Here is a 26,614-nt window from a genome sequence, read left to right on the forward strand (position 1 = left end):
CACAGGGCGAAGATCGAGATCTACGTCGCACGTGGTCGCGGCGTACCATGGGCGCGTGGACCCCTTCGTCGAACTCGTGCCCTCCATCGGTGTCGGCATTCTCTTCTTCTTCGTCATCCGCGCCATCGTGCAGGCTGACCGGCGCGAACGCGCCGCGGTGCGCCGGTTGGAGGAGCAGGCCGACCGGGCTGCCGGAGGGGATACCGCAGGTCATTCGTGACAATCGCGGGTCCGGCAATTATGCTCGATGACAATCGCTTAACCGGACCCGCGGTCAGCGAGGTTCGCCGGCCGCCGCAGGTGGCACACATCACACGAAAGAGGAACCATGGCGCAGAAGGTTCAGGTCATGCTTGTCGACGACATTGACGGCTCGAAGGCGGACGAGACCGTGACGTTCAGCCTCGACGGGGTCTCTTATGAGATCGACGTCACGCGTGAGCACGCGACCGCTCTGCGCGAGTCCTTCGCCGAGTGGATCGGCCACGCCCGCCGGTCCGGCGGACGCAAGCCCGCCGCGCGTCGGCGCAGCACCGGTGGCCGCGGCTCGGCCTCGGACAGCGACGCCGGGAAGGTCCGTGAGTGGGCGCGGGAGAACGGGTACACCGTCTCCGAGCGGGGCCGGATCTCCGCCGAGATCCGCGAGGCCTACGACAAGGCCCACTGAGCAGCCGCTTGTGATGGACGCACCGCCGAGGGTTCCCCGGCGGTGCGTCGTCGTATGGGGCCCTGGTCCCGTGGCCATCGGGGAGCAATGCGGCAGGATGGACCCATGACTTACACCCTCGTGCTGCTCCGCCACGGCGAGAGCGACTGGAACGCCAGGAACCTGTTCACCGGCTGGGTGGACGTCCCCCTCTCGGAGAAGGGCGTCGAGGAGGCCAAGCGGGGCGGGCAGATGCTCGTCGACGCGGGCGTCCGCCCCGACATCGTCCACACCTCGCTGCTGCGTCGCGCTATCACGACGGCGAACCTCGCCCTCGACGTCGCCGACCTCCACTGGCTGCCGGTCAAGCGCAGCTGGCGGCTCAACGAGCGCCACTACGGCGCCCTCCAGGGCAAGAACAAGAAGGAGATCCGCGAGGAGTACGGCGACGAGCAGTTCATGCTCTGGCGCCGCTCCTACGACGTCCCGCCGCCGGCCATCGAGCCCGGCTCGGAGTACTCCCAGGACACCGACCCGCGCTACGCCGGTGAGCCGATCCCGGACAGCGAGTGCCTCAAGGACGTCCTCGACCGCGCGCTGCCCTACTGGGAGTCCGACATCGTCCCCGACCTGCGGGCCGGCAAGGGCGTCCTGGTCGCGGCCCACGGCAACTCGCTGCGGGCGATCATCAAGCACCTCGACAACATCGACGACGAGACCATCGCGGGCCTCAACGTCCCCACGGGCATCCCGCTGCTCTACGAGCTCGACGACGAGCTGCGTCCCACCACCCCCGGTGGCCGGTACCTCGACCCCGAGGCCGCGGAGGCCGCGATCAAGGCCGTCGCCAACCAGGGCAAGTAGTACCCACGCGATGACGGCCCCCGCTGCGCACGGCGCGGCGGGGGCCGTCGTGTGCCCGGCCCGGACGCGCCCGGCCCGGTCCCGCCCGGCGCGGGCGGCGCGCCCGGCGCGGGCGGCCGGTCAGGCGTCGAAGGCGACGGAGTTGCTCAGGTCCCCGGTGACGAGGAACGAGATCCGGCGGGCGACCGAGACCCCGTGGTCGCCGAAGCGCTCGAAGTAGCGGCCGAGCAGGACCCCGTCGATGAGCTCCTGCTTGGTCATCTCCACGTCGGCGTCGAGCATGATGCGGAACGTCTCGCGGTGGAGGTCGTCGAGGGTGTCGTCGTCCCGCTCGACGCCGGCCGCCTGGGCCAGGTCGCGGGACTCGAGCAGCTCGGTGACCTGGCGGGCCACCTTGACGGCCGCCACCCCCATCTGGTCGAAGATGTCCCGCATGGGCACGCTCGGGGCGAGCTCCGGGTAGCGTCCGCGCGCGACGTAGGCGATGTGCCGGGCCAGGTCCCCCATCCGCTCCAGGGTCGCGGACAGCCGCAGCGCGGTGACGACGACGCGGAGGTCGGTGGCCACGGGCTGCTGGCGCGCCAGCAGGGAGACGCACTGCTCGTCGAGGCGCCGCTCGATCTCGTCGATCGCCTCGTCCGCCTCGATGACCCGCTCGGCCAGCTGGAGGTCCGCGGTCCGGAGGGCGGTCGACGCGCTCTCGATGGCGTCGACGACGAGCGTGCTCATCTCCCGCAGGCCGTCGCCGACCTGTTCGAGCTCCTGCTTGAAGATCTCACGCACCGTCGGCTCCCTCACTTGTGTTCCTGGCGTCCACCGTAACGTTTCACCCCCCGGTGAACGAAGGGTGCCGCGCGGGTGAACGGCCGGCCACCGGGCGCCCACGGCGCCGGGGCGGGCGCCGCGGGGCCCTACGCTCGGTGTCGTGGAGGCATCCTGGCCGCTCGTGCTCGTGGCATTCGTCGTGGGGCTGGCCCTCGGCGCCCTCGCACTCCGGAGGTCGCGACGCACTCCGGCGCCCCCGGCGGAGCCCGTCCTCAGCCCCGACGCCGCCGCCGTGCTGGCGGCCCTGCGCGCGAGCGCCGTCGTCCTCGACGCCGGCGACGACGTGCTCCGCGCCAGCCCGTCCGCGTACAGCGTGGGCCTCGTGCGCTCCGGCCGCCTGGGTCACGCCGCGCTCGCCGACCTCGTCGACGCGGTCCGCGCCGACGGGGAGATCCGGGACCGCGAGCTCACCCTGCCCCGCAGCCGGCTGGCGGGGTCCGGCGTGATGATCGTCCAGGTCCGGGTCGCCCCGCTGGGCGACGGACGCGTGCTCCTCGTCGCCGAGGACCACACCGCGGCCCGCCGCCTCGACCAGGTGCGGCGCGACTTCGTCGCCAACGTCTCGCACGAGCTCAAGACGCCCGTAGGGGCCCTGGCGCTCCTCGCGGAGACCGTGCACGACGCGGCGGACGACCCGGTGACCGTCCGGCGCTTCGCGGAGCGGATGCAGCACGAGGCGCGCCGCCTCACCCGGCTGGTCCAGGAGATCATCGACCTGTCCCGCCTGCAGGAGCCCGACGCCCTCGTGGACTCGGAGCTCGTCGACGTCGACGACGTCGTCGCCGAGGCGGCCGACCGGGTGCGGGTCGAGGCGGAGTCGCGCCAGGTGACCCTCGTCGTCGGCGGCGAGCGCGGCCTGCAGGTGCACGGCGACCGGGACCTCCTCGCCACAGCGGTGCGCAACCTCCTCGACAACGCCCTGCGGCACTCCCGGCCGGCCGGCCGGGTCTCCGTCGGTGTGGCCGCGCGCGGCGAGGAGGTGCGGATCGCCGTCGTCGACCAGGGGGAGGGCATCCCGGCCGACCAGCGGAACCGGATCTTCGAGCGGTTCTACCGCGGCGACCCGGCCCGGGCCCGGCGCACCGGGGGGTCCGGCCTGGGGCTGAGCATCGTCAAGCACATCGCTGCCGACCACGGCGGGGACATCACCGTGTGGTCCGTCGAGGGCAAGGGATCGACCTTCACCCTCGTCCTGCCGCGCGCGACCGAGACGACGGCGCCGACCGACGAGGAGGGACCGGTATGACGAGGATCCTGGTGGTCGAGGACGAGGACTCCTACCGCGAGCCGCTCACCTACCAGCTCGAGCGCGACGGGTATCAGGTGGTGGGCGTCGACAACGGCCCCGCCGCGCTGGAGGCGTACGACCGGACCGGCGCCGACCTGGTCCTCCTCGACCTCATGCTCCCCGGGATGTCGGGGACCGACGTCTGCCGCGAGCTGCGCAGCCGCGGCAACGTGCCGATCATCATGGTCACCGCCAAGGACGACGAGGTGGACAAGGTGGTGGGGCTCGAGGTCGGCGCCGACGACTACGTGACCAAGCCCTACTCCTACCGCGAGCTGCTCGCCCGGGTGCGGGCCGTGCTGCGGCGTGCCCGCCCCGACGACCCCGCGAAGGAGACCGGGATCCTCGCCGTCGGGCGGATCCGGATGGACGTCGACCGGCACGAGGTGCTCCTCGACGGCGTCCCGGTCGCCATGCCCCTGCGGGAGTTCGAGCTCCTCGAGGTCCTCCTGCGCAACGTCGACCACGTCCTCACCCGCGGCCAGCTCATCGACCGGGTGTGGGGCGCCGACTACGTGGGGGACACCAAGACCCTCGACGTCCACGTCAAGCGCCTGCGCGCGAAGATCGAGGAGGACCCCTCGCAGCCCCGGGTGCTGCTCACCGTCCGGGGCCTGGGCTACCGGCTCGTCCCCCCGCGCTGACCCCCCGCCCGCCGCGGACGCGCCCCGCTGAGCGGTCGGCCGTCCGGACGTCCTACCCTGTCCTACCGAAGACCGCGGCGAGGGGACGACATGAAGGCACGACGCACGTACGTGGGCGCGGTGGGCGTGCTCGCCCTCACGCTCGCCGGCTGCGGGGCGGGGACGACGAGCCTCGCGGGGGCCGGGGCCTCGTCCCAGGAGATCGCCATGCAGGCGTGGATGGCGGGATTCCAGGCCGACCACCCCGACGTGCTGCTCTCCTACGACCCCACCGGGTCGGGGGCCGGCCGGGAGATGTTCATCACCGGCGCCGTCGACTTCGCGGGCTCGGACGCCGCGTTCGACGAGGAGGAGCTCGAGGAGGCCGTCGGCCGGTGCCTCGGGGGCGACGTCCTCGAGCTGCCGCTGTACATCTCGCCCATCGCGATCGCGTACCACCTGCCCGGTCTCGACGTCGACCACCTCAACCTCGAGGCCGAGGTGGTCGCGGCGATGTTCGACGGGCAGATCGAGCGGTGGGACGACCCGGCCATCGCCGCGACCAACCCCGGCGTCGACCTGCCCGACCTGCCGGTCGTCCCGGTCAACCGCTCCGACGACTCCGGCACCACCGAGAACTTCACCGAGTACCTCGCCGCCGCGGGCGGCGAGGCGTGGCCGTACGAACCGAGCGACACGTGGCCGCGGTCCGGGACGCAGTCGGGCGCGCAGAACGCCGGCGTCGTCTCCACGCTCGAGGGTGCCGAGGGCACCATCGGCTACGTCGACGCCTCGCAGGTGACGGCGGAGCTCGGCACGGTCGCCGTCGGGGTGGGCGACGAGTTCGTGCCGTACTCGCCGGAGGCGGCCGCCGCCGTCGTCGACGCCTCGCCGCCCGCGGAGGGCGCCAACGACTCGCGCCTGACGATCGAGGTCGACCACGGCACCGACGCGGCCGGGGCTTACCCCGTCGTGCTCATCTCCTACCTCATCGCCTGCTCGCGGTACGAGTCCGCGGAGGTCGCGGAGAACGTCTCCGACTTCCTCGCCTTCGTGGCGTCCGAGGACGGTCAGGAGTTCGCGGCACGGCCGGACGTCGCGGGCTCGGCGCCGATCTCCGCCGCGCTGCGCGAGCGGGTGCTCGCCGCGATCGACCAGATCTCAGCGGCCCCCGATCAGGGGGCGTAGTCCTCGTACTGCGGCAGCGTCTCGTCGAGGACGGGGACGCGGGTGGTGACCGTGCCGCCGACGCCCGCGGACAGCATGATCTCGGCGGTGGCGCCGGGAGCGGCGGGGACCGCATCGACCCGGGCCGGGTCGTCGATGCCGAGCAGGACGGTGCCCTCGCCGGGGACGTCGATCTCGAGCTGCTCGTCACCGACGGTGAGGGTGAAGACGACGTCCTCGTCGGTGTCGTTGACCAGCGCCCCGGACAGGCGGCCCGGCTCGCCCTCCTCGGGGGTGACGACGAGAAGGTTCTCCGCGCGGAGCGCCTGCGTGATCTCCACCTCGTTGCCGTCGGCGGGCTGCGCGAAGTTGGAGTCCTCGCGCTCGGGGTCGACGAGGGCGCAGCCTCCGCTGAGCAGCACCACCAGACCGGCGGTGGCGAGCGGGACGAGCGGGCGACGGGTGGTGCGAGCCAAGGCGGCCTCCTTGCGACGGACGGTCGGGTGAAGGGTACCGTCGCCGCGCTCCGGGCGGCCCGCCGCGCCCCGGCCGGCGACGGCGGAGCAGCGCGCCCCGATCGGGGCGGCCCGCTCGATTTCTCCCACAACCGCAGAAATCCGCCGTTTTAGCGTGCTAGGATGGGGCATTCCCGACCAAGGAGCAGCCTGACCATGACCTTCACTGTCGGTGAGACCGTCGTCTACCCGCACCACGGAGCAGCGCTCATCGAGGCCGTCTCGAAGAAGGTCATCCGCGGCGAGGAGAAGCTCTACCTCCGGCTCCGGGTGGCCCAGGGCGACCTCACCATCGAGGTCCCGGCGGACAACGTCGACCTGGTCGGCGTCCGCGACGTCGTCGGGCGTGAGGGCCTGGAGCGGGTGTTCGAGGTGCTCCGCGCGCCGTACACCGAGGAGCCCACCAACTGGTCGCGCCGGTACAAGGCGAACGTCGAGAAGATCGCCTCCGGTGACGTCATCAAGGTCGCCGAGGTCGTCCGGGACCTGTCCCGCCGCGACGCCGACCGCGGCCTGTCCGCCGGCGAGAAGCGCATGCTCGCCAAGGCCCGCCAGATCCTCGTCTCGGAGCTCGCGCTCGCCGAGCGCACCGAGGAGGACAAGGCCGAGGCCATCCTCGACAACGTCCTCGCCTCCTGACCCACCGGTGACGACGGCCGCGATCCTCGTCGCCGCCGGGTCCGGGACCCGCCTCGGCCACGACCGGCCGAAGGCCCTCGTCGCGCTCGGCGGCGTCCCGCTGCTGCTCCACGCCGCGCGGGCGCTGGCCGGCTCCGGCTGCGTGAGCCGCGTCGTCGTCGTCGCCCCGGCGGGGCACACCGCCGCCGTCGCGGGCCACTTCCCCGACGGCGTGGTCCCGGGCTCCGCCGTCGGTGTGGTCCTGGTCCCTGGGGGTGCCTCCCGCCAGGCCTCCGTCGCGGCCGGGCTCGCCGCCCTCGACGACGACGTCGACGTCGTCCTCGTCCACGACGCCGCCCGCGCCCTCGCGACGCCCGCCCTCGTGCGGGTGGTCGAGACGGCCGTGCGCGCCGGGCACGCCGCCGTCGTGCCGGGCCTGCCGGTGACGGACACGATCAAGGAGGTCGGTCCCGCGGACCCCGCGGGCGCCGCCCCGGTCCGCGGCACCGTCGACCGGACCCGGCTGCGCGCCGTGCAGACCCCCCAGGGGTTCGTGCGCGCCACGCTCGAGGCCGCGCACGCGGCGGGCGCCGCCCGGGCGTCCGACGAGGCCCGCGCGGCCACCGACGACGCCGGCCTCTGCGAGGCGCTCGGCGTCGAGGTCTGGGTGGTGCCCGGCGAGGTCGACGCGCGGAAGGTGACGGAGCCGACCGACCTGGCGCTCGCGGAGCTCCTGCTCGCCCGCAGGGTCTGAGCTACGCCCACGCGGGCGCCGGCGCACGCCGCCCGGCCGTGATCATGCAGAAGTGCCGGCGGGCGATCAGCCCCGCGGGACGATGAGGGCGGTGGCGATCGCGGCCACTCCCTCGCCACGGCCGGTGAACCCCAGGGCGTCGGTCGTGGTCCCGCTCACCGACACGGGCGCCCCGAGGGCGATGACCATGGCGGCCTCCGCCTCGCGGCGGCGGGTGCTGATCTTCGGGCGGAGCCCGATGACCTGGACGGCGACGTTGCCGATCTCGAAGCCCGCCTGGCGCACGCGCCGCGCGGCGTCGGCGAGCATCCGCGCGCCGGACGCCCCCGCCCACCGCGGGTCCGCGACGCCGAACTGGCTGCCCAGGTCGCCGAGCCCGGCCGCCGAGAAGAGGGCGTCGCAGACCGCGTGCGCGGCGACGTCGGCGTCGGAGTGCCCCTCGAGGCCGACGACGCCCGGCCACTCCAGGCAGGCCAGGTGCATGACGCGTCCGGAGGCCTCGTCGGCGAACGCGTGGACGTCGGTCCCGATCCCCGTCCGCGGCAGCATGGGCCCAGGCTAGTGGGCCGGCGTCACCGGGCCGCCCAGCGGCGGTGCGGCCGTGAGGACGGTCCCCTCGGCAGTGGGGCTCAGGAGGCCCGGGGCTCGGGACGGCGGACGGGCCGGGGGATGGGGCGGCGCCGGGCACGGGCGACCCGGTCGGCGCGTGGTGCGTGCGGGAGGTAGACGAAGTCGGCGAGGGAGAGGCCGACGGACCGGGCGGCGAAGGCATCGAGGGGGTTCATGGCGTCCTCTACTCTAGGATGAGTAATGTTTGCAAAGGGTTCTCTGCAAAGATAGGGCTGCACATGAGTCTTGGCAAGGGTCTTGACGACGGAGATCGAGCCGTGCCCGCGGACCCCGAGGGACCGACCGCGGCCGGCGCGGCGCCGCCCGGGCCCGGCGGCGACCATGCCGCCGTCCACGCCGACGCCGTGAGCGAGGCATCTGCGCCGCAGCGGGAGCTCGACGCCACCGCGCTCAAGGCCTATGCGCACCCCCTGCGGATGCGGATCATCCGGTACCTCGGCGACCACGGGGCGGCGACGTCGACCGAGCTCGCCCGGGTGCTGGGCGAGAGCACCGGGCAGACGAGCTACCACCTGCGCCAGCTCGCGCGGCACGGCCTCATCGAGGACGTCCCCGGGCGGGGGAGCGGCCGCGAGCGGTGGTGGTGCCCCACGTCCTTCAGCGTCGACGCCGCGCGGATGCGGCGCGACCCCGCGACGGCCCCCGCCGCCGCCCTGCTGCTCTCGGACATGGTCGAGGGACGGTCGCAGGCGCTCCAGGCCTGGGTGTCGTCGTCGGCGTCACCGGAGTGGGCATCGGCGTCCGTGCACGACCAGCGCACGCTCATCCTCACGCCGGCGGAGCTCGCGGAGCTGGTCGCCGACGTCCACGCCGCGCTCGAGCGCTTCACCGCGATCTCCCACGGCCGCCGCGAGTCAGGCGAGGCGCCCGACGGCGCTGAGCGGGTGCGGCTCTACCTCGACGCCTTCCCGCTCACCGACCCGCCGGACTGACCGGGCACGCCGGAGTGACCCGGCCCGCCGGCGGCGCGCGGCGGGGCCTGGCCGCTGGGTCCGCTCGCGCGCGTGCGTTAGCGTCTTCGCCAGCCGGACCACGAGGGGTGTACATGTCGCAGAACGGGCAGGGCGCGCGGGACGCGCGGGACCCGCAGGGCGCCGGACGGCCGACCGTCGTCGTCACCGGGGGCGCGGGGCACATCGGCACCTACCTGCGCACCGTCGACGGTGGCCTCGCGGCGCACGGGTGGCAGCTCCACCTCGTCGACGCCACGCCCGCCGACGACCTGGCTCCCGGCGAGCGATTCACCGCCGTCGACCTCACGACGCCAGAGGCCGACGCGTGCCTCGAGGCGGCGATGGCGGGCGCGGACGCCGTCGTGCACCTTGCCGCCATCCCCAGCGAGGACGACTTCTGGGCGATCCGGCAGGCGAACATCGACGGCACCTTCCGCGTGTTCGACGCCGCCCGCCGGGCCGGTGTGCGGCGCTTGGTCTTCGCCAGCAGCAACCACGCCGTCGGCTTCTACCCCGCCGGTGACCCGGCCCCGGTCGGCGGCCCGGTCCGGCCGGACGGCTACTACGGCCTCTCCAAGGCATTCGGTGAGGCGCTGGGCAGCCTGTACGCCGACAAGTACGGCCTCGAGGTCGTCTCGCTGCGCATCGGCGCGTGCTTCGGCCGCCCCGGCGACGAGCGCGGCCTGGCGATCTGGCTCAGCCCCGGCGACGCCGTCCGGCTCGTCGCCGCCGCGCTGAGCGGCCCGGTCGACGGGCACACCGTCGTCTACGGCATCTCCGCGAACACCCGGGCGTGGTGGGACCTCGATGCCGCCCGCGCGCTGGGCTACGACCCGCAGGACGACTCCGAGGTTTACGCCGACCAGGCCGGCCCCGCCGCCGAGCCGGCCGGCCTCGTGGGCGGCCCGTTCGCCCTCGAGCACCACCCTGCCTGAGGGGCCCTGACTGACCCGGGCCGCCCCGTGCTGAGTTCGCCGTTCTGTGCCGAGTTCGCTGGTTCTGACTAGCGAACTCGGCACGCACTAGCGAACTGGGTGCGCACTAGCGAACTCGTCGGGGGCGGGGTGCGGGGGAGCGGGGCCCAGCCGGCGGGGCTTGGGTGCGTAGCGGCGGCGCGCCGAGCGCCGGCCGCCCGGCTCAGCTGGCCGGCGTGGTCACCAGGGCGGAGTCGGGCATCGTCCGGGAGCGGACCGGCAGCAGCAGGGCCAGCCCGACGGCCAGGACGAGGACGATCCCGAGGATGCCCCAGTGCTGCACGTCGTCGGAGTCCGCGACCCCGGTGAGCGCGGCGCCCAGGGCGATGAACGTCGAGAAGGCGGCCGGGGCGAGGAAGCTCACGGCGCGACCGGTCGTCGCGTAGAGCCCGAAGATCTCCCCCTCCTGCCCGGCGGGGATGAGACGGGCGAGGAAGGTGCGGGAGGCGGACTGCGCGGGACCGACGAAGACGCAGAGCACGAGGCCCAGCACCCAGAAGACGGTCGCGCCGTAGTCGTAGAGGAAGAACACGCCGGTCCCGGCGACGATCATCGCGGCGAGCGCGAGGACGATGACCCGCTTCGCGCCGATCCGGTCGTCGAGGACCCCGAACGCGATCGTCGCGAGACCGGCGACGACGTTGGCGGCCACCCCGAAGATGATGACCTCCCCGGGGTCGAAGCCGAAGGAGCCGGCGGCGATCACCCCGCCGAAGGCGAAGACCCCGGCCAGCCCGTCGCGGAACACGGCGCTGGCGCCGAGGAAGAAGACGGTGTGGTGGTCCCGCCCCCACAGGGTGCGGATGGAACGGAAGAGCAGCCGGTAGGCGTCGAGGATGCCCGCCCTCGGGGTCTTCGTCCGCGCCGACTTGTCGTCCCGGATGGTGAGGAGCACGGGGATGGAGAAGAGGAGCGTCCACGCGGCGCAGACGAGCATGGTGATGCGGACGTCCATGCCGTCGGCGTCCGTGATGCCGAAGACGCCGACCTCGGGGTTGATGAGCCCGAAGTAGACGATGAGGAGCACGACGATCCCGCCGATGTAGCCCAGGCCCCAGCCCAGCCCGGAGACCCGGCCGACCGTCGCCGGCGTCGAGATCGTGTTGAGCATGGCGTTGTAGTTCACCGAGGCCAGCTCGAAGAAGACGTTCCCGGCCGCCAGCAGCACGAGGCCCAGCCACAGGTAGTCCGGCGACGGCGCGACGAGGGCGAGCGAGGCGGAGACGACGACCACAGCGGCGGTGTTGACCCCGAGCCAGAAGGTGCGCCGGCCGGAGCGGTCCGCCCCCTGGCCGAGGACCGGCGCGAGGACGGCGACGAGGAGCCCGGCCGCCGCCAGCGCCCAGCCGAGCTTGGCGTCGGCGCCCGGGCCGAAGGCGTCGGAGGTGATGTAGACGGTGAAGACGAACGTGGTGATGACGGCGTTGAAGGCCGCTGATCCCCAGTCCCACAACCCCCAGGCGTAGACCGGCCAACCGAAGGCGCGCCGGCGGGCGGGGGCGGGGGGCGAGGAGCGCTTCGTCGTGTCCACGGAGCGCACGCTAGTGGTCCCCGGCGCCGATCACCGTCCGATTCCGCGGCGGCGGCGGCGGGACGGCCCGCGCCGGCCCCGCACCCCCGCCCGCCTGGGCGGGTGCGCGCCGGTAACCTGGACGGGTGAGCCTGCGCCTGTACGACTCCGCCACCCGCTCGGTGCGCGACTTCTCTCCCCTCGTCCCGGGGCGGGTCGGCATCTACCTGTGCGGTGCGACGGTGCAGGGCGCGCCGCACGTGGGCCACCTGCGCTCCGCCGTCGCCTTCGACGTCCTCGTCCGCTGGCTGCGCCGCGGCGGCCAGGACGTCACTCTCATCCGCAACGTCACCGACATCGACGACAAGATCCTCGACCGGTCCGCGGAGGCGGGCGCGCCCTGGTGGGCGTGGGCCTACCGGTTCGAGCGGGAGTTCGCGGACGCCTACGACGCCGTCGGCGTCCTGCCGCCCACCTACGAGCCGCGCGCCACCGGTCACGTCCCCGAGATGGTCGCCCTCATGGAGCGCCTGGTCGAGCGCGGGCACGCGTACGTCGGCCAGGGCGGCAACGTCTACTTCGACGTGCGCTCCCTGCCCACCTACGGCTCGCTCACCCGGCAGTCGCTCGACCACCTCACCGGCCCCGGCGAGGACGTCGAGCCCGACAAGCGCGACGGGCGCGACTTCGCGCTGTGGAAGGCGGCCAAGCCCGGTGAGCCCGCGACGGCCACCTGGACCACGCCGTACGGCCCCGGCCGGCCCGGCTGGCACCTCGAGTGCTCCGCCATGGCGCAGCGCTACCTCGGGGACACCTTCGACATCCACGGCGGCGGCCTCGACCTGCGCTTCCCGCACCACGAGAACGAGCAGGCCCAGTCCCACGCCGCCGGGTACGGCTTCGCCCGCTACTGGGTGCACCACGGCCTGCTCACCGTCAACGGCGAGAAGATGAGCAAGTCCCTGGGCAACTTCGTCACCGCCGCCGACGCCCTCGCGCAGACCGACGCCGTCGTCCTGCGCCTCGCGCTGGCCACCGTCCACTACCGGGCGACGGTCGAGCTCTCGGAGGCGACCCTCGCCGAGGCGCGGACCACCTGGGAGCGCCTGTCCGGGTTCGTCGTGCGCGCCGCGGAGCGGGTGGGCGAGGTGCCCGCCGACGAGGTGGCCGCCATCGGGCCGGACGACCTCCCGCCGGCCTTCACCGCCGCCCTGGACGACGACCTCAACGTGTCCGTGGCGCTCGCGGTGGTCCACGAGCACCTGCGCGCCGGGAACACGGCTCTGGCCGACGGGGACGACGACGGCGCGCGGCAGGCGCAGCGCCTCGTGCGCGCCATGCTCGACGTGCTCGGGCTCGACCCGCTGTCCGGGCAGTGGCGCTCGGGCACGACCTCGGCCGGGGCCGAGCAGACCGCCCTCGACACGCTGGTGCGGGCGGCACTCACCGAACGGGCCGACGCCCGGGCGGCCAAGGACTGGGCTCGCGCGGACGCCCTGCGCGAGCGGCTGACTGCCGCCGGTGTCGTCGTCGAGGACTCCCTCGACGGGGCGCGGTGGACGCTGAAGGGAACACGCTGATGCCAGGGAACTCCGCACGTCGCGGCGCCGTCCGCAAGGCCGGCTCGAAGAAGGGCGCGCAGGTCGGCTCGGGCGGCCAGCGCCGGGCGGCGCTCGAGGGCCGCGGCCCGACGCCCAAGGCCACCGAGCGGACGGGCCACCCGGCGGCCGCCCGCAAGGCCGCCGCCGAACGCCGCGCCCAGGCCAGCCCCAAGCGCCCGAGCGCGGGGCGCGGCCCCCGCGGCGGGTCCAGCGACCGCGGCGCCTCCGAGATCATCGCCGGGCGCAACCCCGTCGTCGAGGCGGTGCGCGCGGGCGTGCCCATCGAGCACGTCTACATCGCCACCCGCGCCGAGATGGACGACCGGATGCGCGAGGTGCTGCGCGTCGTCACCGCCCGCCACCTGCCTCTCCTGGAGGTGACCAAGCCGGAGCTCGACCGCCTCACCGGCGACGCCGTCCACCAGGGCCTGGCCGTCGCCGTCCCGCCGTACTCCTACGCCGATCCCGAGGACCTCCTCGACCGGGCGGAGCGCGCGGGGCAGCCGCCCCTCATCGTCGCGCTCGACGGCGTCACCGACCCGCACAACCTCGGCGCCGTCCTGCGCTCGGCGGGGGCGTTCGGGGTCCACGGCGTCCTCGTGCCCGAGCGGCGCTCCGCCGGCGTGACCGGCACGGTGTGGAAGGTCTCGGCCGGCGCGGCGGCCCGCGTGCCCGTCGCCCGCGCCACCAACCTCGTCCGCGCGCTCCAGGACTACCAGGCGGCCGGCTGCTTCGTCGTCGGCCTCGACGGCGAGGGGCCCGGCGACGTCGGCCAGCTCGAGCTGGCCACCGAGCCGCTCGTCCTCGTCATCGGGGCGGAGGGCAAGGGGCTGTCCCGCCTGGTGCGGGAGACCTGCGACCTCATCGCCGGCATCCCCATCGCCTCGACCGTCGAGTCGCTCAACGCGGCGGTCGCCGCGGGGATCAGCCTGTACGAGGTCGCCCGGCACCGCGCCGCCGCGACCGCGGACTGACCGCGGCGTCGTGCCCCCGCGCGGGGCACGACGCGCCGGTCAGCGCCGGGCCGGCGCACGGCCCACCCGGCACGACCACCCAGGCTGGAGCTCCCGATGATGTGGCACCCGCACTCGACGCTGGCCTACGGCGCCGACTACAACCCGGAGCAGTGGCCGGAGTGGGTGGTCGACGAGGACATCGCGCTCATGCGCGAGGCCCACGTGACGATGGTGAGCCTGGGCATCTTCGCCTGGGGGGCGCTCGAGCCCGAGCCGGGCCGCTACACCTTCGGCTGGCTCGACCGGGTGATCGACAAGCTCCACGCGGCCGGGATCAGCGTGGACCTGGCCACGGGGACCGCCTCGCCCCCGCCGTGGCTCGGGGCGCGCTACCCCGAGACCCTGCCCGTCCGGGCCGACGGCACCCGCCTGTCCTACGGGTCCCGGCAGCACTACTGCCCCAGCTCGCCCGTCTACCGCGACGCCGCCGCGCGGCTCGCGCGCCGGATGGCCGAGCGCTACGGCGACCACCCCGCGGTGGTGCTGTGGCACGTGAACAACGAGTACGGCTGCCACGTCGCCGAGTGCTTCTGCGACGTCTCCGCCGCGGCGTTCCGCGGCTGGCTCCAGGGGCGCTACCCGGGCCTGTCGGAGCTCAACCACGCCTGGGGCACCGCCTTCTGGTCGCAGGGCTACTCCACGTGGGGCGAGATCCTCCCGCCGCGGGAGACCCCCACGTTCTCCAACCCGGCCCAGCTCCTCGACTGGCGGCGGTTCTGCAACGCCGAGCTGCTCGCCTGCTTCGTGCGTGAGAAGGACGTCCTGCGCGAGGTGTCCCCGCACGTGCCGGTGACGACCAACTTCATGGGCCTGTTCGGCCCCCTCGACTACTGGGAGTGGGCCGAGCGGGAGGACGTCGTGAGCAACGACAGCTACCCCGACCCGGCCGACCCCTACGCCGCGCGCGAGTACGCCCTCCAGGCGGACCTCATGCGCTCGCTCGGCGGCGGGCAGCCCTTCCTCCAGATGGAGCAGACGCCGTCGGCGGTCCAGTGGCGCCCGCGCAACGCGGCCCAGCGCCCCGGGCAGCTGCTCCTGTGGTCGCTGCAGACGGTGGCGCGCGGCGCGGACGGGATCTGCCACTTCCAGTGGCGCCAGTCCGTCGCGGGCGCCGAGACGTTCCACTCCGGCATGGTCCCGCACGCGGGCACGAAGACCCGCGTGTGGCGCGAGGTGGTCGGGCTGGGCGAGGCGCTGCGCCGGGTGGGCCCGGTCGCCGGCTCCCGGGTCGAGGCCCGCGCCGCCATCGTCCTGGACTGGACGAGCCTGTGGGCGCGGCACAGCGCCGTCGGGCCCGTCGACGCCGACCCGACCACCGCGCTGCGGGACTGGCACGGGGCCTTCTTCGAGGGCAACGTGCCCGTCGACTTCCTCGCCCCCGACGCCGATCTCAGCGGGTACCGGCTCATCGTCCTGCCGGAGGTCTTCCGGGTGGACGCGGACCTCGCGGAGCGGCTCGAGGACGCCGTCGAGGCCGGCGCCCACGTTCTCGTCACCAACCTCACCGGCGTGGTCGACCATGACAACCAGGCGTACCTCGCCGGGTACCTGGGGCCGTTGTCGAGCATGCTCGGCGTCCACGTCGAGGAGTTCGTCCCCCTGGTGCCGCGGCCCGGGCCGGCGCCCGACCCCGCGGCCGAGCCGATCTCCGCCGCGGCGACCGTCCCGGCCACGGCGGACCGCGTGCCGGTGGCGTCGGTCGAGCTGGGCCCGCTCGCGGGGCGCACGTGGTCCGAGCGCGTCGTCGTCGGGCGCGGTTCCGGCGTCGACGTCGTCGGCACCTTCGCCACGGGAGACCTCGTGGGCGAGCCGGCCCTCACCCGGCGCCGGCTGGGGGCCGGGACCGCCTGGTACGTCGGCACCGACCTCGACGCCGCCGGCCGGGCCGCCCTGCTCGCGGACCTCACCGCCCGCGCGGGGGTGCGTCCGGTGCTCGACGGCGTCCCGCCGGGCGTGGAGGCGGCGCGGCGCGGGGACCACCTGTTCCTGCTCAACCACGGCGACGCGCCGGCCACCGTGCCGGGCGTGAGCGGCCGCGACCTCCTCACGGGGACGGACGTCGACGGCGCCCTGGTGCTCCCCCCACGCGGGGCGGCCGTCCTCGCCTGAGCCCGGCCGCCCGCGCCAGCGGGGGCCGTCATGGCGCCGGGGCGGCCGGTTCAGGACCGGGGCCGGCGCATCTCCATCGTGTCGCCGAGGCCCGCGCCGAGGACCGCCTGCTCGTCCGGGCGGTGCCGCAGGATGCTCTCGACGTAGCTGGCCACGGCGTCGCGCATGGGCACGTCCTGGCGCATCTTCTCCGCCATGTACCAGCGGTGCTCGAGCACCTCGTGGAAGATCTCCGCCGGCTCGAGCTTGCCGCGCAGCTCCCGGGGGATCGCCCGCACGGTCGGCTCGAAGACTTCCGCCAGCCAGTCGTGCGCGACGAACTCCTCGTCCTCGCCCTGCCGGTCGTGGTCGGCGCGGTAGGCGTCGAGGTCGTTGAGCATCCGCCGGGCCTGGTTCTCCTGGACGTCCAGGCCGGTGAGCCGCATGAGGCGGCGGTGGTGGTGCCCGGCGTCGACGACCTTCGGCTGGATGCGCACGGACGTGCCGTCGACGTCGGTGGTGATGGACAGCTCGCCGACGTCGTAGCCGAGGGTGTTGAGCCGGTTGATCCGGGCGGCGACGCGCCAGCGCTCGCCGGTGTCGAACGACTCGGCCTCGGTGAGCTCGGTCCACAGGTCGTCGTAGCGCTCGACGATGCGGGCGCCGATGGCGACGACGTCGATGTCCTCGTCGACCATCTCGCCCGCCTGGAGGTCCATGAGCTCGCCGATGATGTTCACCCGCGCGATCTCGAGGTCGTAGTTGCGCTGGCCGTCGGTGAGTGCGGGGTGGATCTCGCCGGTCTCGGCGTCGACGAGGTACGCGGCGAAGGCGCCGGCGTCCCGCCGGAAGAGGGTGTTCGACAGGGACACGTCGCCCCAGTAGAAGCCGAGCAGGTGCAGGCGCACGAGGAGCACGGCGAGGGCGTCGATGAGCCGCGTCGCGGTGTCGGGGCGCAGGTACTGGCTGAACACCGCGCGGTAGGGCAGGGAGAACTGCAGGTGCTGGGTGACAAGCACGGAGTCGAGGGGTTCGTCGTGGGGGTCGCGCCGGCCGGTGATGACGGCCAGCGGCTCGACGGAGGGCGCACCCATCCGGTTGAGCTGCCGGAGCTGGTCGTACTCGTGGTACGCGACGGACTCGCCGATCTCCTTGACGGCGACGACGCGGCCGGACAGGCGCACGAAGCGCACGACGTGCCGCGAGATCCCGCGCGGCAGCGCCGCCAGGACGGACTCCGGCCAGGCCTCGAGCGGGACCTCCCACGGGAGGTCGAGCAGGGCGGGGTCGAGGTTCGCGGCGGTGATCTCTAGGGCGTGGGACATCGTCGGTCTCTCTCGCATGAGCGAGGGGCGGGCCCGTGGCCGGGCCCGCCCCTGCGCTGCGTGCGGTGCCTCAGCTGGGCAGACGCTTGCCGCTGTTGGCGGCGAAGGTGTGCTGCTCACCCGGGCGGATGGTGACGTGCAGGATGTCACCCTTGGCGGGCACGTCGCGGGGGTCGATGCGGACGATGATCTGCGCCTCACCGGCCCCGGAGGTGATGTTCTCGGCCAGGTCGCGGTCGCCGGCCAGCTGGCCGTACACGAACGCGTCGGAGCCGAGCTCCTCGACGAGCTCCACGGACACCGGGAGCGAGCCCTCGGTGCCGGCGGGGACCCGGTCGAGCGACTCGGGGCGGAAGCCGATGACGACCTGGCCGTCGTCGGCCGCGGTGAGGGCGCTCATCGTCGCGCGGCTGAGCGGCACGCGGGTCTCGCCCAGGACGGCGGCGCCGTCGCGGACGTGGAACGTGCCGAGGTTCATCGCGGGCGAGCCGATGAAGCCGGCGACGAAGACGTTGGCCGGGGTGTCGTACATGTCCCGGGGGGTGCCGACCTGCTGGAGGAGGCCGTCCTTGAGGACCGCGATCCGGTCACCCATGGTGAGGGCCTCGGTCTGGTCGTGCGTGACGTAGACCGTCGTGACGCCGAGGCGGCGCTGGAGCGAGGCGATCTGCGTGCGGGTCTGGACGCGGAGCTTGGCGTCGAGGTTCGACAGCGGCTCGTCCATGAGGAAGACCTGCGGCTGGCGGACGATCGCGCGGCCCATCGCCACGCGCTGACGCTGACCACCGGAGAGCGCCTTCGGCTTGCGGTCGAGGTACTCGCTGAGGTCGAGGATCTTCGCCGCCTCCTCGACCCGCTGGCGGATCTCGGCCTTGGGCTTGCCGGCGATCTTCAGCGCGAAGCCCATGTTGTCCGCGACGGACATGTGCGGGTACAGCGCGTAGTTCTGGAACACCATGGCGATGTCCCGGTCCTTGGGCTGGACGTCGGTGACGTCGCGGTCGCCGATGAGGATGCGGCCCGAGTTGACGTCCTCGAGGCCCGCGAGCATCCGCAGCGAGGTGGACTTGCCGCAGCCCGAGGGCCCGACGAGGACGAGGAACTCGCCGTCGGCGACCTCGAGGTTGAGCGCGTCGACGGCGGGGCGTTCGGTGCCGGGGTAGACGCGGGTGGCGTTGTCGAAGGTGACTGAAGCCATGGTGATGTATGTCCTCTCACCGGCAGGTACGTGCCGGACGATCCGTAGTGAAAGGTGTCAGTGGTGTCTGCTCTGACACGACGCCGCCGGGTGGTCCCGAAGGGACCGTCGGTGGTGCTGGGGGCATCTTCGCACACCATGGTGCGAATTCCACGATTGTCACGCACCCGCTGTGCGCGGCGACCGACCGGAGCGGCTCAGCCCACCTCGTCCGCGGGAACCGGGCTGCGGAGCTCGACGAGGCGCAGGAGGACGGCGGAGAGCTCGTCGGGGTCCGCCACGCGGTGGGACGCCGCGGTGGGGCCGTCGCCCACCTTGATCCCGACGTCCTGCGGCTCGAGGACGGCGAAGGCGTCCTCGTCGGTGCGGTCGTCGCCGGCGTAGAGGACGGCGTCCGCGCCCGTCACCGCGCGCAGGTCGGTGACGGCGTCGCCCTTGGTGTGGTGGAGGACGGCCATCTCGATGACCTCCTTGCCCTCCTGGACGCGGAGCCCGGCCAGGGCGCCCGGGCCCTCGAGGACGGCGCGGCGCAGCCGCTCCCCGTCGGCCGGCGTGCAGCGGCGGGTGTGGACGACGACGGCGGCCGGCTTCCCCTCGACCCAGGCCTCGGGGGTCTGGGCCACCAGCTCCTCGGCGTCGCGCAGGACCCGGGCCCGCAGGTCCGCCTGCTCCGTGGTGAGCGCGACGGGCTCGGCGTCGAGCGCGAGCCCGCCGTCGGGGGAACGCACGACGCGACCACGCTGGACGCCGTGGCTGCCGACGACGTGGGTGTGCTCGGGCACCTCGGCGAGCGAGACGAGCCCGGACGCCTCGCGGCCGGAGACGAGGGCGAGCGTCACCCCCGGCAGCTCGCTGAGCTCGGCCAGGGCCGCCACCGACGCCGGCACGATGCGCGAGGTGGCGGGGTCGCGGACCAGCGGCGCCAGGACGCCGTCGAAGTCCAGCGCGACGAGGATCCGCGGCCGGGCCGCGAGGTCCCGCAGGGCGGCGTCGAGCCACTCCCCGAGGTGGGCGACGAAGATCGGGACGTCGATCCCCGGTCCGGGCACCCCGGCGTCGCCGGTCACGGTCGGGTCGTCGGTCATTCGTCCTCCACGAGGGGGCGGGGGTGCGGGCGGGGGTTGGCGAGGGCGGTGAGGAAGTCCTCGGCCCAGCGCTGGACGTCGTGGTCGAGCACGCGCCGGCGCAGGCCGCGCATGCGGCGCCGGCGCTCGGTGGGCTCCATCGCGATCGCCCGCATGATGGCCGCCTTCGTCCCGTCGATGTCGTGCGGGTTGATGAGGAGCGCCTGGGTGAGCTCGTCGGCCGCGCCGGTGAACTCGCTGAGGACGAGGACGCCCCCGAGGTCGCGGCGGGCGGCGACGTACTCCTTCGCCACGAGGTTCATCCCGTCGCGCAGGGAGGTGACGAGCATGACGTCCGCCGCCCGGTACATCGCCGCCATCTCCTCCATCGGGTAGGAGTGGTGCATGTAGTGCACGGCGGCGCGGCCCAGCGCCCCGTAGTCGCCGTTGATGCGCCCGACGGTCGCCTCCACCTCGTCGCGGAGCTGGCGGTACTGCTCGACGCGCTCGCGCGAGGGGCTGGCCACCTGGACGAGGGTGGCCTCGGGGGCGGCGAGCCGGCCGTCGGCGAGGAGCTCGCCGAACGCCTTGAGCCGGTGGCGGATCCCCTTGGTGTAGTCGAGCCGGTCGACGCCGAGGAGGAGGACCTCCGGGTCGCCCAGCTCCTTGCGGATCTCCACGGCCCGCTTCTGCACGGCGGGGGAGCTGGCGAGCGCGTCGAAGGCGGTGGAGTCGATGGAGATGGGGAAGCTCGCCGCGCGGACCTGGCGGGCCGGGCGCGCCCACCGCTCGCCGATGGTCACCACCCGCCCGCGGGTGGGCAGGTCGGTGAGGCGGCGGACCGCGCGGAGGAAGTTCTTCGCGTCCGACTCGCGCTGGAAGCCGACGAGGTCGGCGCCGAGGAGACCCTCGAGGACCTGGCGGCGCCACGGCAGCTGGCTGAAGATCTCCAGCGGGGGGAACGGGATGTGGTTGAAGAACCCGATCTTCACGTCCGGCCGCAGGAGGCGGAGCACCGCGGGGACGAGCTGGAGCTGGTAGTCGTGCACCCACACGGTCCCGCCCTCGGCGACCGCCTCGGCGGCCGCGGCGGCGAAGCGGCGGTTGATGCTCACGTAGGCGTTCCACCAGGCGCGGTGGAACTGGGGGTCGACGATGACGTCGTGGTACAGCGGCCAGAGGGTCCCGTTGGAGAAGCCCTCGTAGTAGGCGGCGATCTCGCTCTCGCTCAGGCGGACCGGCCACAGCCGCATGCCCTCGCCGTCGAAGGGCTCGTGCTCGAGGTCCGGCGTGCCGGACCAGCCCACCCACGCGCCGGCGTTGCGCTGCATCACCGGGGCCAGGGCGGTGACGAGGCCACCGGGGGAGCGGGTCCACGACAGCGAGCCGTCATCCGCCACCGTCATGTCGACGGGAAGGCGGTTGGCGACGACGACTAGATCATGTTCACCGGCGGGCATGCGTGAATCAGCTCCTCGACAGGGGGGTTCCCCCTCGAGATTAGCCGCGAGCCCGTGCCGCTGCCCAGCGAGCGGGAGGGGCCACCTGTCCACCCCGTCCCCGGGGTGGATAGGTTGACGCCATGGAGGCGATCGGTGGGTACCGCCTCGTCCGGCGCCTGGGTGCCGGCGGGATGGGCACGGTCCACGAGGCCGTCGACGCCGAGGGCCGGCACGTCGCCATCAAGGTGCTGCACCCCGCCATCAGCGCCGACCCTGCCGCCCGCGAGCGGCTGCGCCGCGAGGTGGCGCTCCTGCACCGCGTGCGCGGCGCCCGCGCCGCCCGGGTGCTCGACGCGGAGGTCGACGACGTCGAGGCGTTCGTCGTCACCGAGCTCATCGACGGTCCGACGCTCGAGGAGCACGTGCGCGCGACCGGCCCGTTGGCGGCGGACGAGCTCGCCGAGCTCGCCCACGGGCTGGCCGACGGCCTCACCGCGATCCACCGGGCGGGGGTGAGCCACCGCGACCTCAAGCCGGGCAACGTCATGCTCTCCGCCGACGGCCCGGTCATCATCGACTTCGGCATCGCGCAGGTGGCCGACGACGTCCGCCTCACCCAGACCGGCCTCGTCACCGGCACGCCCGGCTACCTCGCCCCCGAGATCGTCGCCGGCGGCGATCCCGGTCCCGGCGGGGACTGGTGGTCGTGGGCCGCCGTCCTCGTCTTCGCGGCGACCGGACGCCCCCCGTTCGGGCGGGGGCCGCTCGCGGCGGTGCTCACCCGCGTGGGCAACCACGAGGTCGACACCGAGGGCCTCGACGACGACCTCGCCGCCGCCCTGCGCTCGGCCCTGGACCCCGAGCCGCGCCGCCGGCTGTGGCCGGACGCCGTCCTCGCCGTCGTCGACGGTGACACCGCTGACCTGGACGCGGCACTCGCGTCGCTCGAGGAGCCCCCGGGTGGGGTGCCGGGCCAGGCCGGCCGGGAGGCCGCCGCCGGCCCTGCGACGTCCGTGCTGCCCTCCTACCCGCCCACCCGGGCGATGCCCGCGTCGTGGGCCGGGGCAGCGGCCGACGTCACGCAGGTGGCCCCCGCGCAGCGCACGGACTGGCCCCCGCCGGTCACGTCGCAGCCCCGCTACGTCGCCGAGCACGCCCCCGTCGAGCAGTGGCAGCCCGAGCAGTGGCAGCCCGAGCCGTGGGCGGGCGGGCCGGGAGCGGCGCCGTCGGGTGGGCCGGCGGCCGGTCCACCGGCGCCGTGGCCCCGCGCCGTGGCGACGGAGATGGAGGTGCCCGCGTGGCTGGTGCCCCCGCGCCGCCGGCCCGGGACGGTCGCCCTCCTCGGCGTCGGGGTCAGCGCCGTCGCCGCGGCCGCTCCTGGCGCCTGGGCCATCCTCACCCTCACGCTCCTCGTCGTCCTCGGCACCCTCGGTCAGGCGTCCCGTGCCCGGCGCGCGTGGCGCCTGCGCCGGGGGCTGCGTCGCGGGGACACCACCCGTGCCGCCCTCGCCAGCCCGTGGTTCCTCGTCCGGGCGGCGGTCGGCGCCATCCCCGGCGTGCTCGTCGGCGGTGCCCTGGCCGCTGCCGGCTGGCTCTTCGCCGGGGCAGCGACCAGCGCGCAGGACGCCGCCCTCCCGCTGCTCGTGTGGGCCATCGCGGCCCTGGTGACGGCGGTGGCCTGGTGCGCGCCGACGTCGGGCGCTGCGCGCGAGGGGGCCCGCGTCGTGCTCGCGGGGCTCGGGGCGCCCGGCCGCGCCACGCTCACGGTGCTCGCGCTGGCGGGCGCCGCCGTCGTCGCCGTCCTCGTGCTCGACGGGGCGGTGACGGTGCCGGTGTGGTCCCCGCTGCCCCCGCCCCCCGACGTCCTCTGACGCGTCGAGCCGGGCGCGGGGCGGGCCTTGCGCCGGGCGGCCTCGCGCCGGGCGGACGTGACCGATCCCACGGGGAGCGCACGCCCGGGGCGGGTGGCGACGTAGGCTGGCGCCCGTGCGTGCGTGGACGACGGTGACGCGGCAGGGCACGGCCCTGGCCGCGGCTGTCGTGCTGCCCGCGCTCGCGGCGGTCCTCGGCGGCCTGGTCCACGTGAGCCGCTGCGTCCCGGTGAGCGACGGCGTGGGCCGCCTCGCCATCCACCTGGCGCTCCTTCGGCCGGCCGCCGACTGCCCCTCCGGGTCCCTCGGTGTCGGCGGCGAGCCGGACCAGGTGCTCGCCCTCGCGCTGGTCCTCACCGCGCCGGCGGCGCTCGGCAGCCTCGTCGGCGTCCTCGGGGCGGTCGGCGCGCACGGGCTGGTCCGCCGGGCCCTCGCGCACCTCGCCCACCTGGCGCCGTGGCGGCACCTGCCGGGGGCGCTGCCCTCGGTCGTCGTGCCCCGGCTCCTCTCCCGCACGGTGGAGCGGACCGTCCGCAGCGTCGCGCCCGCGCGGGCGCCGCTGCTGCGCGGACCGCCCCGGCTCGCCCTGGCCTGACGCCCGCACGCCTGCGCGACTGCGTGCCTGCGTGCCCAGGCCACGCCGAGCCCGCCCGGTCCTCCGGGCCCCGACATCCACTCCAGGAGAGCCCCCATGTCCAGCACCACCCCCGCGAACGCCAAGCAGGAGCGGCGCGACGCCGCCCGCGAGAAGGCCCGCAAGATCCGCGAGGCGCAGCAGCGCCGCGAGAAGCGCAACCGCATCCTCATCATCGCCGGCGTCGTCGCCTTCGTGGCCGTCGTCGTCGTCGCGCTCTACTCCATCCTCAGCCAGAGCGACCCCCAGCTCGACGAGGTCGACAGCGCGCCGTCCACCGCCCTCGCGACCGGGGGCATCCCGGTCGGCGCCTCCGGCGCCGCGGGCAGCGAGAACGAGGACGTGCCGGTCGTCGACATCTACCTCGACTACCAGTGCCACTGGTGCGCCGTCTTCGAGCAGACGAACGCCGAGGCCCTCGACACGCTCGCCACCTCCGGCGAGGCGACGATCGTCTACCACCCCATCGCCATCCTCGACGGCAGTGACACCGGGTTCCCGATGCGGGCCGCGCAGGCGGCGGCCGTCGTCGCCGACCAGGCGCCGGAGCAGTTCACCGCCTTCAACGTCGCTGTCTTCGCCGCGCAGGGTCCGGAGGGCGGGGTGCCGCTCTCCGACGAGCAGATCGCCGAGGCGGCCCTCAGCGCCGGCGTGCCGCAGGAGGTCGTCGACTCCTTCGGCGGCGACGCCTTCCGCGACTGGGTGAAGGCCAGCACCGCCCAGGCCACCGAGGACGGGGTCAGCGGGACCCCGACCATCCGCATCGACGGCGAGGACATGGGTGGCGACTGGCAGCAGCCGGGCGCACTCGAGACCGCCGTCGCCGAGGCCGCCGGGGCCTGATCCTCTGACACAATCGCTCGGTGCGGGGCCCCGGCGGGCCCCGCACCTGGCCGCCTTAGCTCAGTGGTAGAGCACCCGCCTTGTAAGCGGACGGTCGTCGGTTCGAATCCGACAGGCGGCTCCAGCGGTGGCATCCGGCCGGGGGCTGGGCACGCGCCGGGCCCTCTGCGATGCTGGTCGGATGAGCGAGCAGAACACCTGGTACGAAGAGTTCAAGGTCTCCGGCGACGACCTCGTGGGGAAGGTCCGCGAGCTCGTCCGCGAGGGCAACGTCCGGCGGGTCTTCATCAAGAACGAGAAGGGCGAGACCCTCCTCGAGATCCCGCTGACGGCGGGGGTCGCCGTCACGGTGGTCACCGCGGCCGTCGCGCCCGTGCTCGTCGCGGTCGGCGCAGTCGCCGCGCTGCTCACCCGGGCGACCGTCGGCGTCGAGCGACGCCGGTCGCCCGAGGACGAGGCGCCCGGTACCGGCGTCGTCCACCCGCCCGAGGGGTGACCGCTCCGCCGACGACGGCGGCGCTGATCGCCGGCGGGGGAGGCTGGTCCCCGTGAGGCTCTTCGACCGCCGCCGGCCGGCGCCCGTGAGCGCGGACGTCGGCCCCGGGTTCTGGGTGGCCGAGGCGTCGGCGGTGCAGCACGCCATCGTCAGCGCGCTCACCGCCGCCGAACGGGCCGGGGCGGGTGGGCCCGCGACGCTCCAGCTCTCCCCGGGCGCCGAGGGGCGCGTCGTCGTCCAGTGGCGCAACCTCATCGTCGGGTTCGCGCCGCCCACGAGCGCGGCGTCGCTGCGGCGCCAGCTGGAGGCGGCGGGCAAGGCGCCGGTGGTCCTGGACGGCCGGGTCGTCGTCGCGCCGGACGGCCTGTGGCGGATCTGGGCGGGACCCGGTGAGCCGGTCGGCCCACCACCCGGTGCCGAGGCGGACGAGATCGCTCCCGCCACCTCCGCGATCTTCGGCATCGCCCTGCGCGGGCCGGCCGCCTCGCCGCGGCGGGCGACGGCACCCGCTCCCGACGGCGCCCCCTCGTCCGAGGCCGCCGCCGCGGGACCGGTGGGCCGCCAGATCCTCGAGGTGGGGACGCACTCGTGGGAGGTGCGCGACGGCGTCGACGTCGACCTGGCGCTCCTGCGCCGCCGTCTCGCCGACGCGGCCCCCGGGGCGACCCTGCACGTGCGGGTCTGGGAGGAGCCGGTGTCGATCCACCTCGCCCCGCTCACGCGCGTCACGCTCACGGACCTCGCGACCGGGTCGGTCGAGGTGCTCTACCCGCGCTGACGTCGCCCGTCACGCCCTGGCGAGGAGCTCGGCCACGACCTGCGTCTTCGCCTGTGTGTACGCGTCCCACCCGGGCGTTCCGGCCGCCGCGGCCCGCTTCGCCGCCAGGTAGGTCGCTCGTGCGTCCGGGTCCCGCCGTAGGAGGTCCCGGAACGCCACGCGCCTGGTCCAGGCGCGTCCGCCGAGCTCGACCACGTGGACGACGTGGGTCCGCGCGTGCCGGGACGGGGCACTGAGCCAGCAGTGATGGTCCCGTTCGCCCTCGAGGTCGAGCCCGGCGGCCGCCAGCTGCCGGGAGACCGGCACGACGGAGCCGGCGTCGACCCCCACGAGCAGGTCGACGACGTCCTTCGCGGGCAGCCCCGGGACGGCCGTGGACCCGATGTGCTCGATCGGCGCCCCGGGAACCAGCGGGCGCAGCCAGGTGACCATCTCGGCGAACCGCCGGCCCCACTCCTCGGGCCGGCCCGGGACCAGGGCGACGCGCTGCTCAGTCGGCACGGGCGCGATCCTGCCACGCACCCCTGCGGCGGCAGGCGCGTGACCACTGAGCGGCTAGCCGTCGATGTAGCCGTCGTCCATGCCGGAGTCGCCGTGCTCGACCTCGTCCTGCGTCGTCGGGCCGGCGCCGACGAGCTCGTCCTCCTTCGCGGACTGGTCGTCGTCGCGGGCGGGCGCGGCGGAGGCGTCACCGCCGGAGCGCACGTCGGCCGACTCCGGCTGGTCCTCGCCCTCGTTGACTCCCTCGGGCGCGAAGAGGTTCTCCTCCGGGAGATCCTCGAGGGGCAGGTCCGGTCGCATGGTCGGGTCGATCTCGCTCATGCCCCCAGTCCTACCGTGACCCGGCGCCCGGTGCGCGCGGGGACCACCGCGCCGACGCGCCCCGGCCGG

Annotated in this window: 29 protein-coding genes and 1 tRNA gene; 19 read left to right on the top strand and 11 right to left on the bottom strand. The window is 74.5% G+C overall.

From position 1 onward, the window contains the following. The first annotated feature begins 55 nt into the window (after nt 1–55). From EBO36_RS01065 to EBO36_RS01075, 3 genes are all read left to right on the top strand, one after another. Complete coding sequence (locus tag EBO36_RS01065; RefSeq protein ID WP_164471264.1) at nt 56–220, top strand: hypothetical protein; 165 nt, start codon at nt 56–58, stop codon at nt 218–220. A 108-nt stretch (nt 221–328) separates the two neighbouring features. Further along, nucleotides 329–667 (top strand): histone-like nucleoid-structuring protein Lsr2, encoded by a 339-nt coding sequence (locus tag EBO36_RS01070; RefSeq protein WP_122822979.1) that lies wholly within the window; start codon nt 329–331, stop codon nt 665–667. A gap of 105 nt (nt 668–772) precedes the next feature. Beyond that, entirely contained in the window at nt 773–1,510 is a 738-nt protein-coding gene (locus EBO36_RS01075) for a phosphoglyceromutase (protein WP_122822980.1), read from the top strand. A gap of 120 nt (nt 1,511–1,630) precedes the next feature. Here EBO36_RS01075 and phoU read toward each other — a convergent pair whose 3' ends face one another. Then, on the bottom strand, nt 1,631–2,308 hold the full coding sequence (gene phoU, locus EBO36_RS01080) for a phosphate signaling complex protein PhoU (protein ID WP_387966524.1): 678 nt from the start codon (nt 2,306–2,308) through the stop codon (nt 1,631–1,633). Nucleotides 2,309–2,435: 127 nt separating this feature from the next. On the opposite strand from phoU, the gene EBO36_RS01085 reads away from it, so the two are divergent. From EBO36_RS01085 to pstS, 3 genes are all read left to right on the top strand, one after another. Beyond that, nucleotides 2,436–3,581: a sensor histidine kinase gene (locus EBO36_RS01085; protein ID WP_122822982.1), complete on the top strand. Its 1,146-nt coding sequence runs from the start codon at nt 2,436–2,438 to the stop codon at nt 3,579–3,581. Beyond that, nucleotides 3,578–4,267: a response regulator transcription factor gene (locus EBO36_RS01090; protein ID WP_122822983.1), complete on the top strand. Its 690-nt coding sequence runs from the start codon at nt 3,578–3,580 to the stop codon at nt 4,265–4,267. The genes EBO36_RS01085 and EBO36_RS01090 overlap by 4 nt, the downstream gene beginning before the upstream one ends. Nucleotides 4,268–4,357: 90 nt before the next feature. Continuing rightward, nucleotides 4,358–5,434 (top strand): phosphate ABC transporter substrate-binding protein PstS, encoded by a 1,077-nt coding sequence (gene pstS, locus EBO36_RS01095; RefSeq protein WP_122822984.1) that lies wholly within the window; start codon nt 4,358–4,360, stop codon nt 5,432–5,434. On the opposite strand, the gene EBO36_RS01100 is transcribed toward pstS, so the two are convergent. Next, a complete protein-coding gene (locus EBO36_RS01100) occupies nt 5,422–5,889 on the bottom strand; it encodes a hypothetical protein (protein WP_127573325.1) in 468 nt (155 codons plus the stop codon). The two genes, pstS and EBO36_RS01100, sit on opposite strands and share 13 nt — an antisense overlap. A 195-nt stretch (nt 5,890–6,084) precedes the next feature. Between EBO36_RS01100 and EBO36_RS01105 the strand changes: the two genes are divergently transcribed. Further along, nucleotides 6,085–6,567, top strand: a complete 483-nt coding sequence (locus EBO36_RS01105; RefSeq protein WP_122822987.1) for a CarD family transcriptional regulator — start codon at nt 6,085–6,087, stop codon at nt 6,565–6,567. A 7-nt stretch (nt 6,568–6,574) separates the two neighbouring features. After that, nucleotides 6,575–7,300, top strand: coding sequence for a 2-C-methyl-D-erythritol 4-phosphate cytidylyltransferase (gene ispD / locus EBO36_RS01110; RefSeq protein ID WP_122822988.1), 726 nt, complete (start codon nt 6,575–6,577; stop codon nt 7,298–7,300). Between the two features lie 66 nt (nt 7,301–7,366). Here the strand turns inward: ispD and ispF are convergent, their stop codons facing one another. Together ispF and EBO36_RS15140 are read right to left on the bottom strand one after the other, a co-directional pair. After that, the gene (gene ispF / locus EBO36_RS01115; RefSeq protein WP_122822990.1) at nt 7,367–7,849 is read right to left on the bottom strand and encodes a 2-C-methyl-D-erythritol 2,4-cyclodiphosphate synthase; all 483 of its coding nucleotides are present in this window, start codon (nt 7,847–7,849) and stop codon (nt 7,367–7,369) included. An 80-nt stretch (nt 7,850–7,929) separates the two neighbouring features. After that, nucleotides 7,930–8,085: a hypothetical protein gene (locus EBO36_RS15140; protein ID WP_164471265.1), complete on the bottom strand. Its 156-nt coding sequence runs from the start codon at nt 8,083–8,085 to the stop codon at nt 7,930–7,932. Nucleotides 8,086–8,187: 102 nt separating this feature from the next. Between EBO36_RS15140 and EBO36_RS01120 the strand changes: the two genes are divergently transcribed. Beyond that, nucleotides 8,188–8,862 (top strand): winged helix-turn-helix domain-containing protein, encoded by a 675-nt coding sequence (locus tag EBO36_RS01120; protein ID WP_164471266.1) that lies wholly within the window; start codon nt 8,188–8,190, stop codon nt 8,860–8,862. 113 nt (nt 8,863–8,975) lie between these two features. Beyond that, nucleotides 8,976–9,818: an NAD-dependent epimerase/dehydratase family protein gene (locus EBO36_RS01125; protein ID WP_122825361.1), complete on the top strand. Its 843-nt coding sequence runs from the start codon at nt 8,976–8,978 to the stop codon at nt 9,816–9,818. A gap of 202 nt (nt 9,819–10,020) precedes the next feature. On the opposite strand, the gene EBO36_RS01130 is transcribed toward EBO36_RS01125, so the two are convergent. Beyond that, a complete protein-coding gene (locus tag EBO36_RS01130; RefSeq protein WP_241237028.1) occupies nt 10,021–11,388 on the bottom strand; it encodes an MFS transporter in 1,368 nt (455 codons plus the stop codon). Nucleotides 11,389–11,513: 125 nt separating this feature from the next. On the opposite strand from EBO36_RS01130, the gene cysS reads away from it, so the two are divergent. From cysS to EBO36_RS01145, 3 genes are all read left to right on the top strand, one after another. Further along, on the top strand, nt 11,514–12,947 hold the full coding sequence (gene cysS / locus EBO36_RS01135) for a cysteine--tRNA ligase (protein WP_122822994.1): 1,434 nt from the start codon (nt 11,514–11,516) through the stop codon (nt 12,945–12,947). Then, nucleotides 12,947–13,942 (top strand): 23S rRNA (guanosine(2251)-2'-O)-methyltransferase RlmB, encoded by a 996-nt coding sequence (gene rlmB, locus EBO36_RS01140; protein ID WP_122822995.1) that lies wholly within the window; start codon nt 12,947–12,949, stop codon nt 13,940–13,942. The genes cysS and rlmB overlap by 1 nt, the downstream gene beginning before the upstream one ends. Before the next feature lie 96 nt (nt 13,943–14,038). Continuing rightward, nucleotides 14,039–16,093: a beta-galactosidase gene (locus EBO36_RS01145; RefSeq protein WP_206515598.1), complete on the top strand. Its 2,055-nt coding sequence runs from the start codon at nt 14,039–14,041 to the stop codon at nt 16,091–16,093. Between the two features lie 50 nt (nt 16,094–16,143). Here EBO36_RS01145 and EBO36_RS01150 read toward each other — a convergent pair whose 3' ends face one another. The 4 genes from EBO36_RS01150 to EBO36_RS01165 all read right to left on the bottom strand — a co-directional run bounded on the left by EBO36_RS01150 (nt 16,144) and on the right by EBO36_RS01165 (nt 21,119). Continuing rightward, nucleotides 16,144–17,397, bottom strand: a complete 1,254-nt coding sequence (locus EBO36_RS01150) for a DUF4032 domain-containing protein (RefSeq protein ID WP_122822996.1) — start codon at nt 17,395–17,397, stop codon at nt 16,144–16,146. Between the two features lie 70 nt (nt 17,398–17,467). After that, on the bottom strand, nt 17,468–18,595 hold the full coding sequence (locus tag EBO36_RS01155; RefSeq protein WP_122822999.1) for an ABC transporter ATP-binding protein: 1,128 nt from the start codon (nt 18,593–18,595) through the stop codon (nt 17,468–17,470). A gap of 197 nt (nt 18,596–18,792) precedes the next feature. Next, entirely contained in the window at nt 18,793–19,680 is an 888-nt protein-coding gene (otsB, locus tag EBO36_RS01160; protein ID WP_122823000.1) for a trehalose-phosphatase, read from the bottom strand. Beyond that, nucleotides 19,677–21,119, bottom strand: a complete 1,443-nt coding sequence (locus EBO36_RS01165) for an alpha,alpha-trehalose-phosphate synthase (UDP-forming) (RefSeq protein ID WP_122823002.1) — start codon at nt 21,117–21,119, stop codon at nt 19,677–19,679. Before EBO36_RS01165 ends, otsB begins: the two co-directional genes overlap by 4 nt. A 122-nt stretch (nt 21,120–21,241) precedes the next feature. On the opposite strand from EBO36_RS01165, the gene EBO36_RS01170 reads away from it, so the two are divergent. The 6 genes from EBO36_RS01170 (at nt 21,242) to EBO36_RS01195 (ending at nt 25,723) form a co-directional block, all read left to right on the top strand. Continuing rightward, a complete protein-coding gene (locus EBO36_RS01170) occupies nt 21,242–22,972 on the top strand; it encodes a serine/threonine-protein kinase (protein ID WP_122823004.1) in 1,731 nt (576 codons plus the stop codon). A 115-nt stretch (nt 22,973–23,087) separates the two neighbouring features. Beyond that, a complete protein-coding gene (locus tag EBO36_RS15145; RefSeq protein ID WP_127573333.1) occupies nt 23,088–23,567 on the top strand; it encodes a hypothetical protein in 480 nt (159 codons plus the stop codon). Between the two features lie 96 nt (nt 23,568–23,663). After that, entirely contained in the window at nt 23,664–24,449 is a 786-nt protein-coding gene (locus EBO36_RS01180; RefSeq protein ID WP_122823005.1) for a DsbA family protein, read from the top strand. Between the two features lie 49 nt (nt 24,450–24,498). Further along, a tRNA-Thr gene (locus EBO36_RS01185) sits at nt 24,499–24,573 on the top strand. 57 nt (nt 24,574–24,630) lie between these two features. Beyond that, nucleotides 24,631–24,945, top strand: a complete 315-nt coding sequence (locus tag EBO36_RS01190; RefSeq protein ID WP_122823008.1) for a DUF4342 domain-containing protein — start codon at nt 24,631–24,633, stop codon at nt 24,943–24,945. 52 nt (nt 24,946–24,997) lie between these two features. After that, nucleotides 24,998–25,723 (top strand): hypothetical protein, encoded by a 726-nt coding sequence (locus EBO36_RS01195; protein WP_122823010.1) that lies wholly within the window; start codon nt 24,998–25,000, stop codon nt 25,721–25,723. 9 nt (nt 25,724–25,732) lie between these two features. On the opposite strand, the gene EBO36_RS01200 is transcribed toward EBO36_RS01195, so the two are convergent. Both EBO36_RS01200 and EBO36_RS01205 read right to left on the bottom strand, forming a co-directional pair. Then, nucleotides 25,733–26,224, bottom strand: a complete 492-nt coding sequence (locus EBO36_RS01200; RefSeq protein WP_122823012.1) for a GrpB family protein — start codon at nt 26,222–26,224, stop codon at nt 25,733–25,735. Nucleotides 26,225–26,278: 54 nt separating this feature from the next. Continuing rightward, entirely contained in the window at nt 26,279–26,545 is a 267-nt protein-coding gene (locus EBO36_RS01205) for a hypothetical protein (protein ID WP_122823013.1), read from the bottom strand. Between the last annotated feature and the right edge of the window lie 69 nt (nt 26,546–26,614).

Source organism: Georgenia faecalis (genome assembly GCF_003710105.1).
GTDB lineage: Bacteria > Actinomycetota > Actinomycetes > Actinomycetales > Actinomycetaceae > Georgenia_A > Georgenia_A faecalis.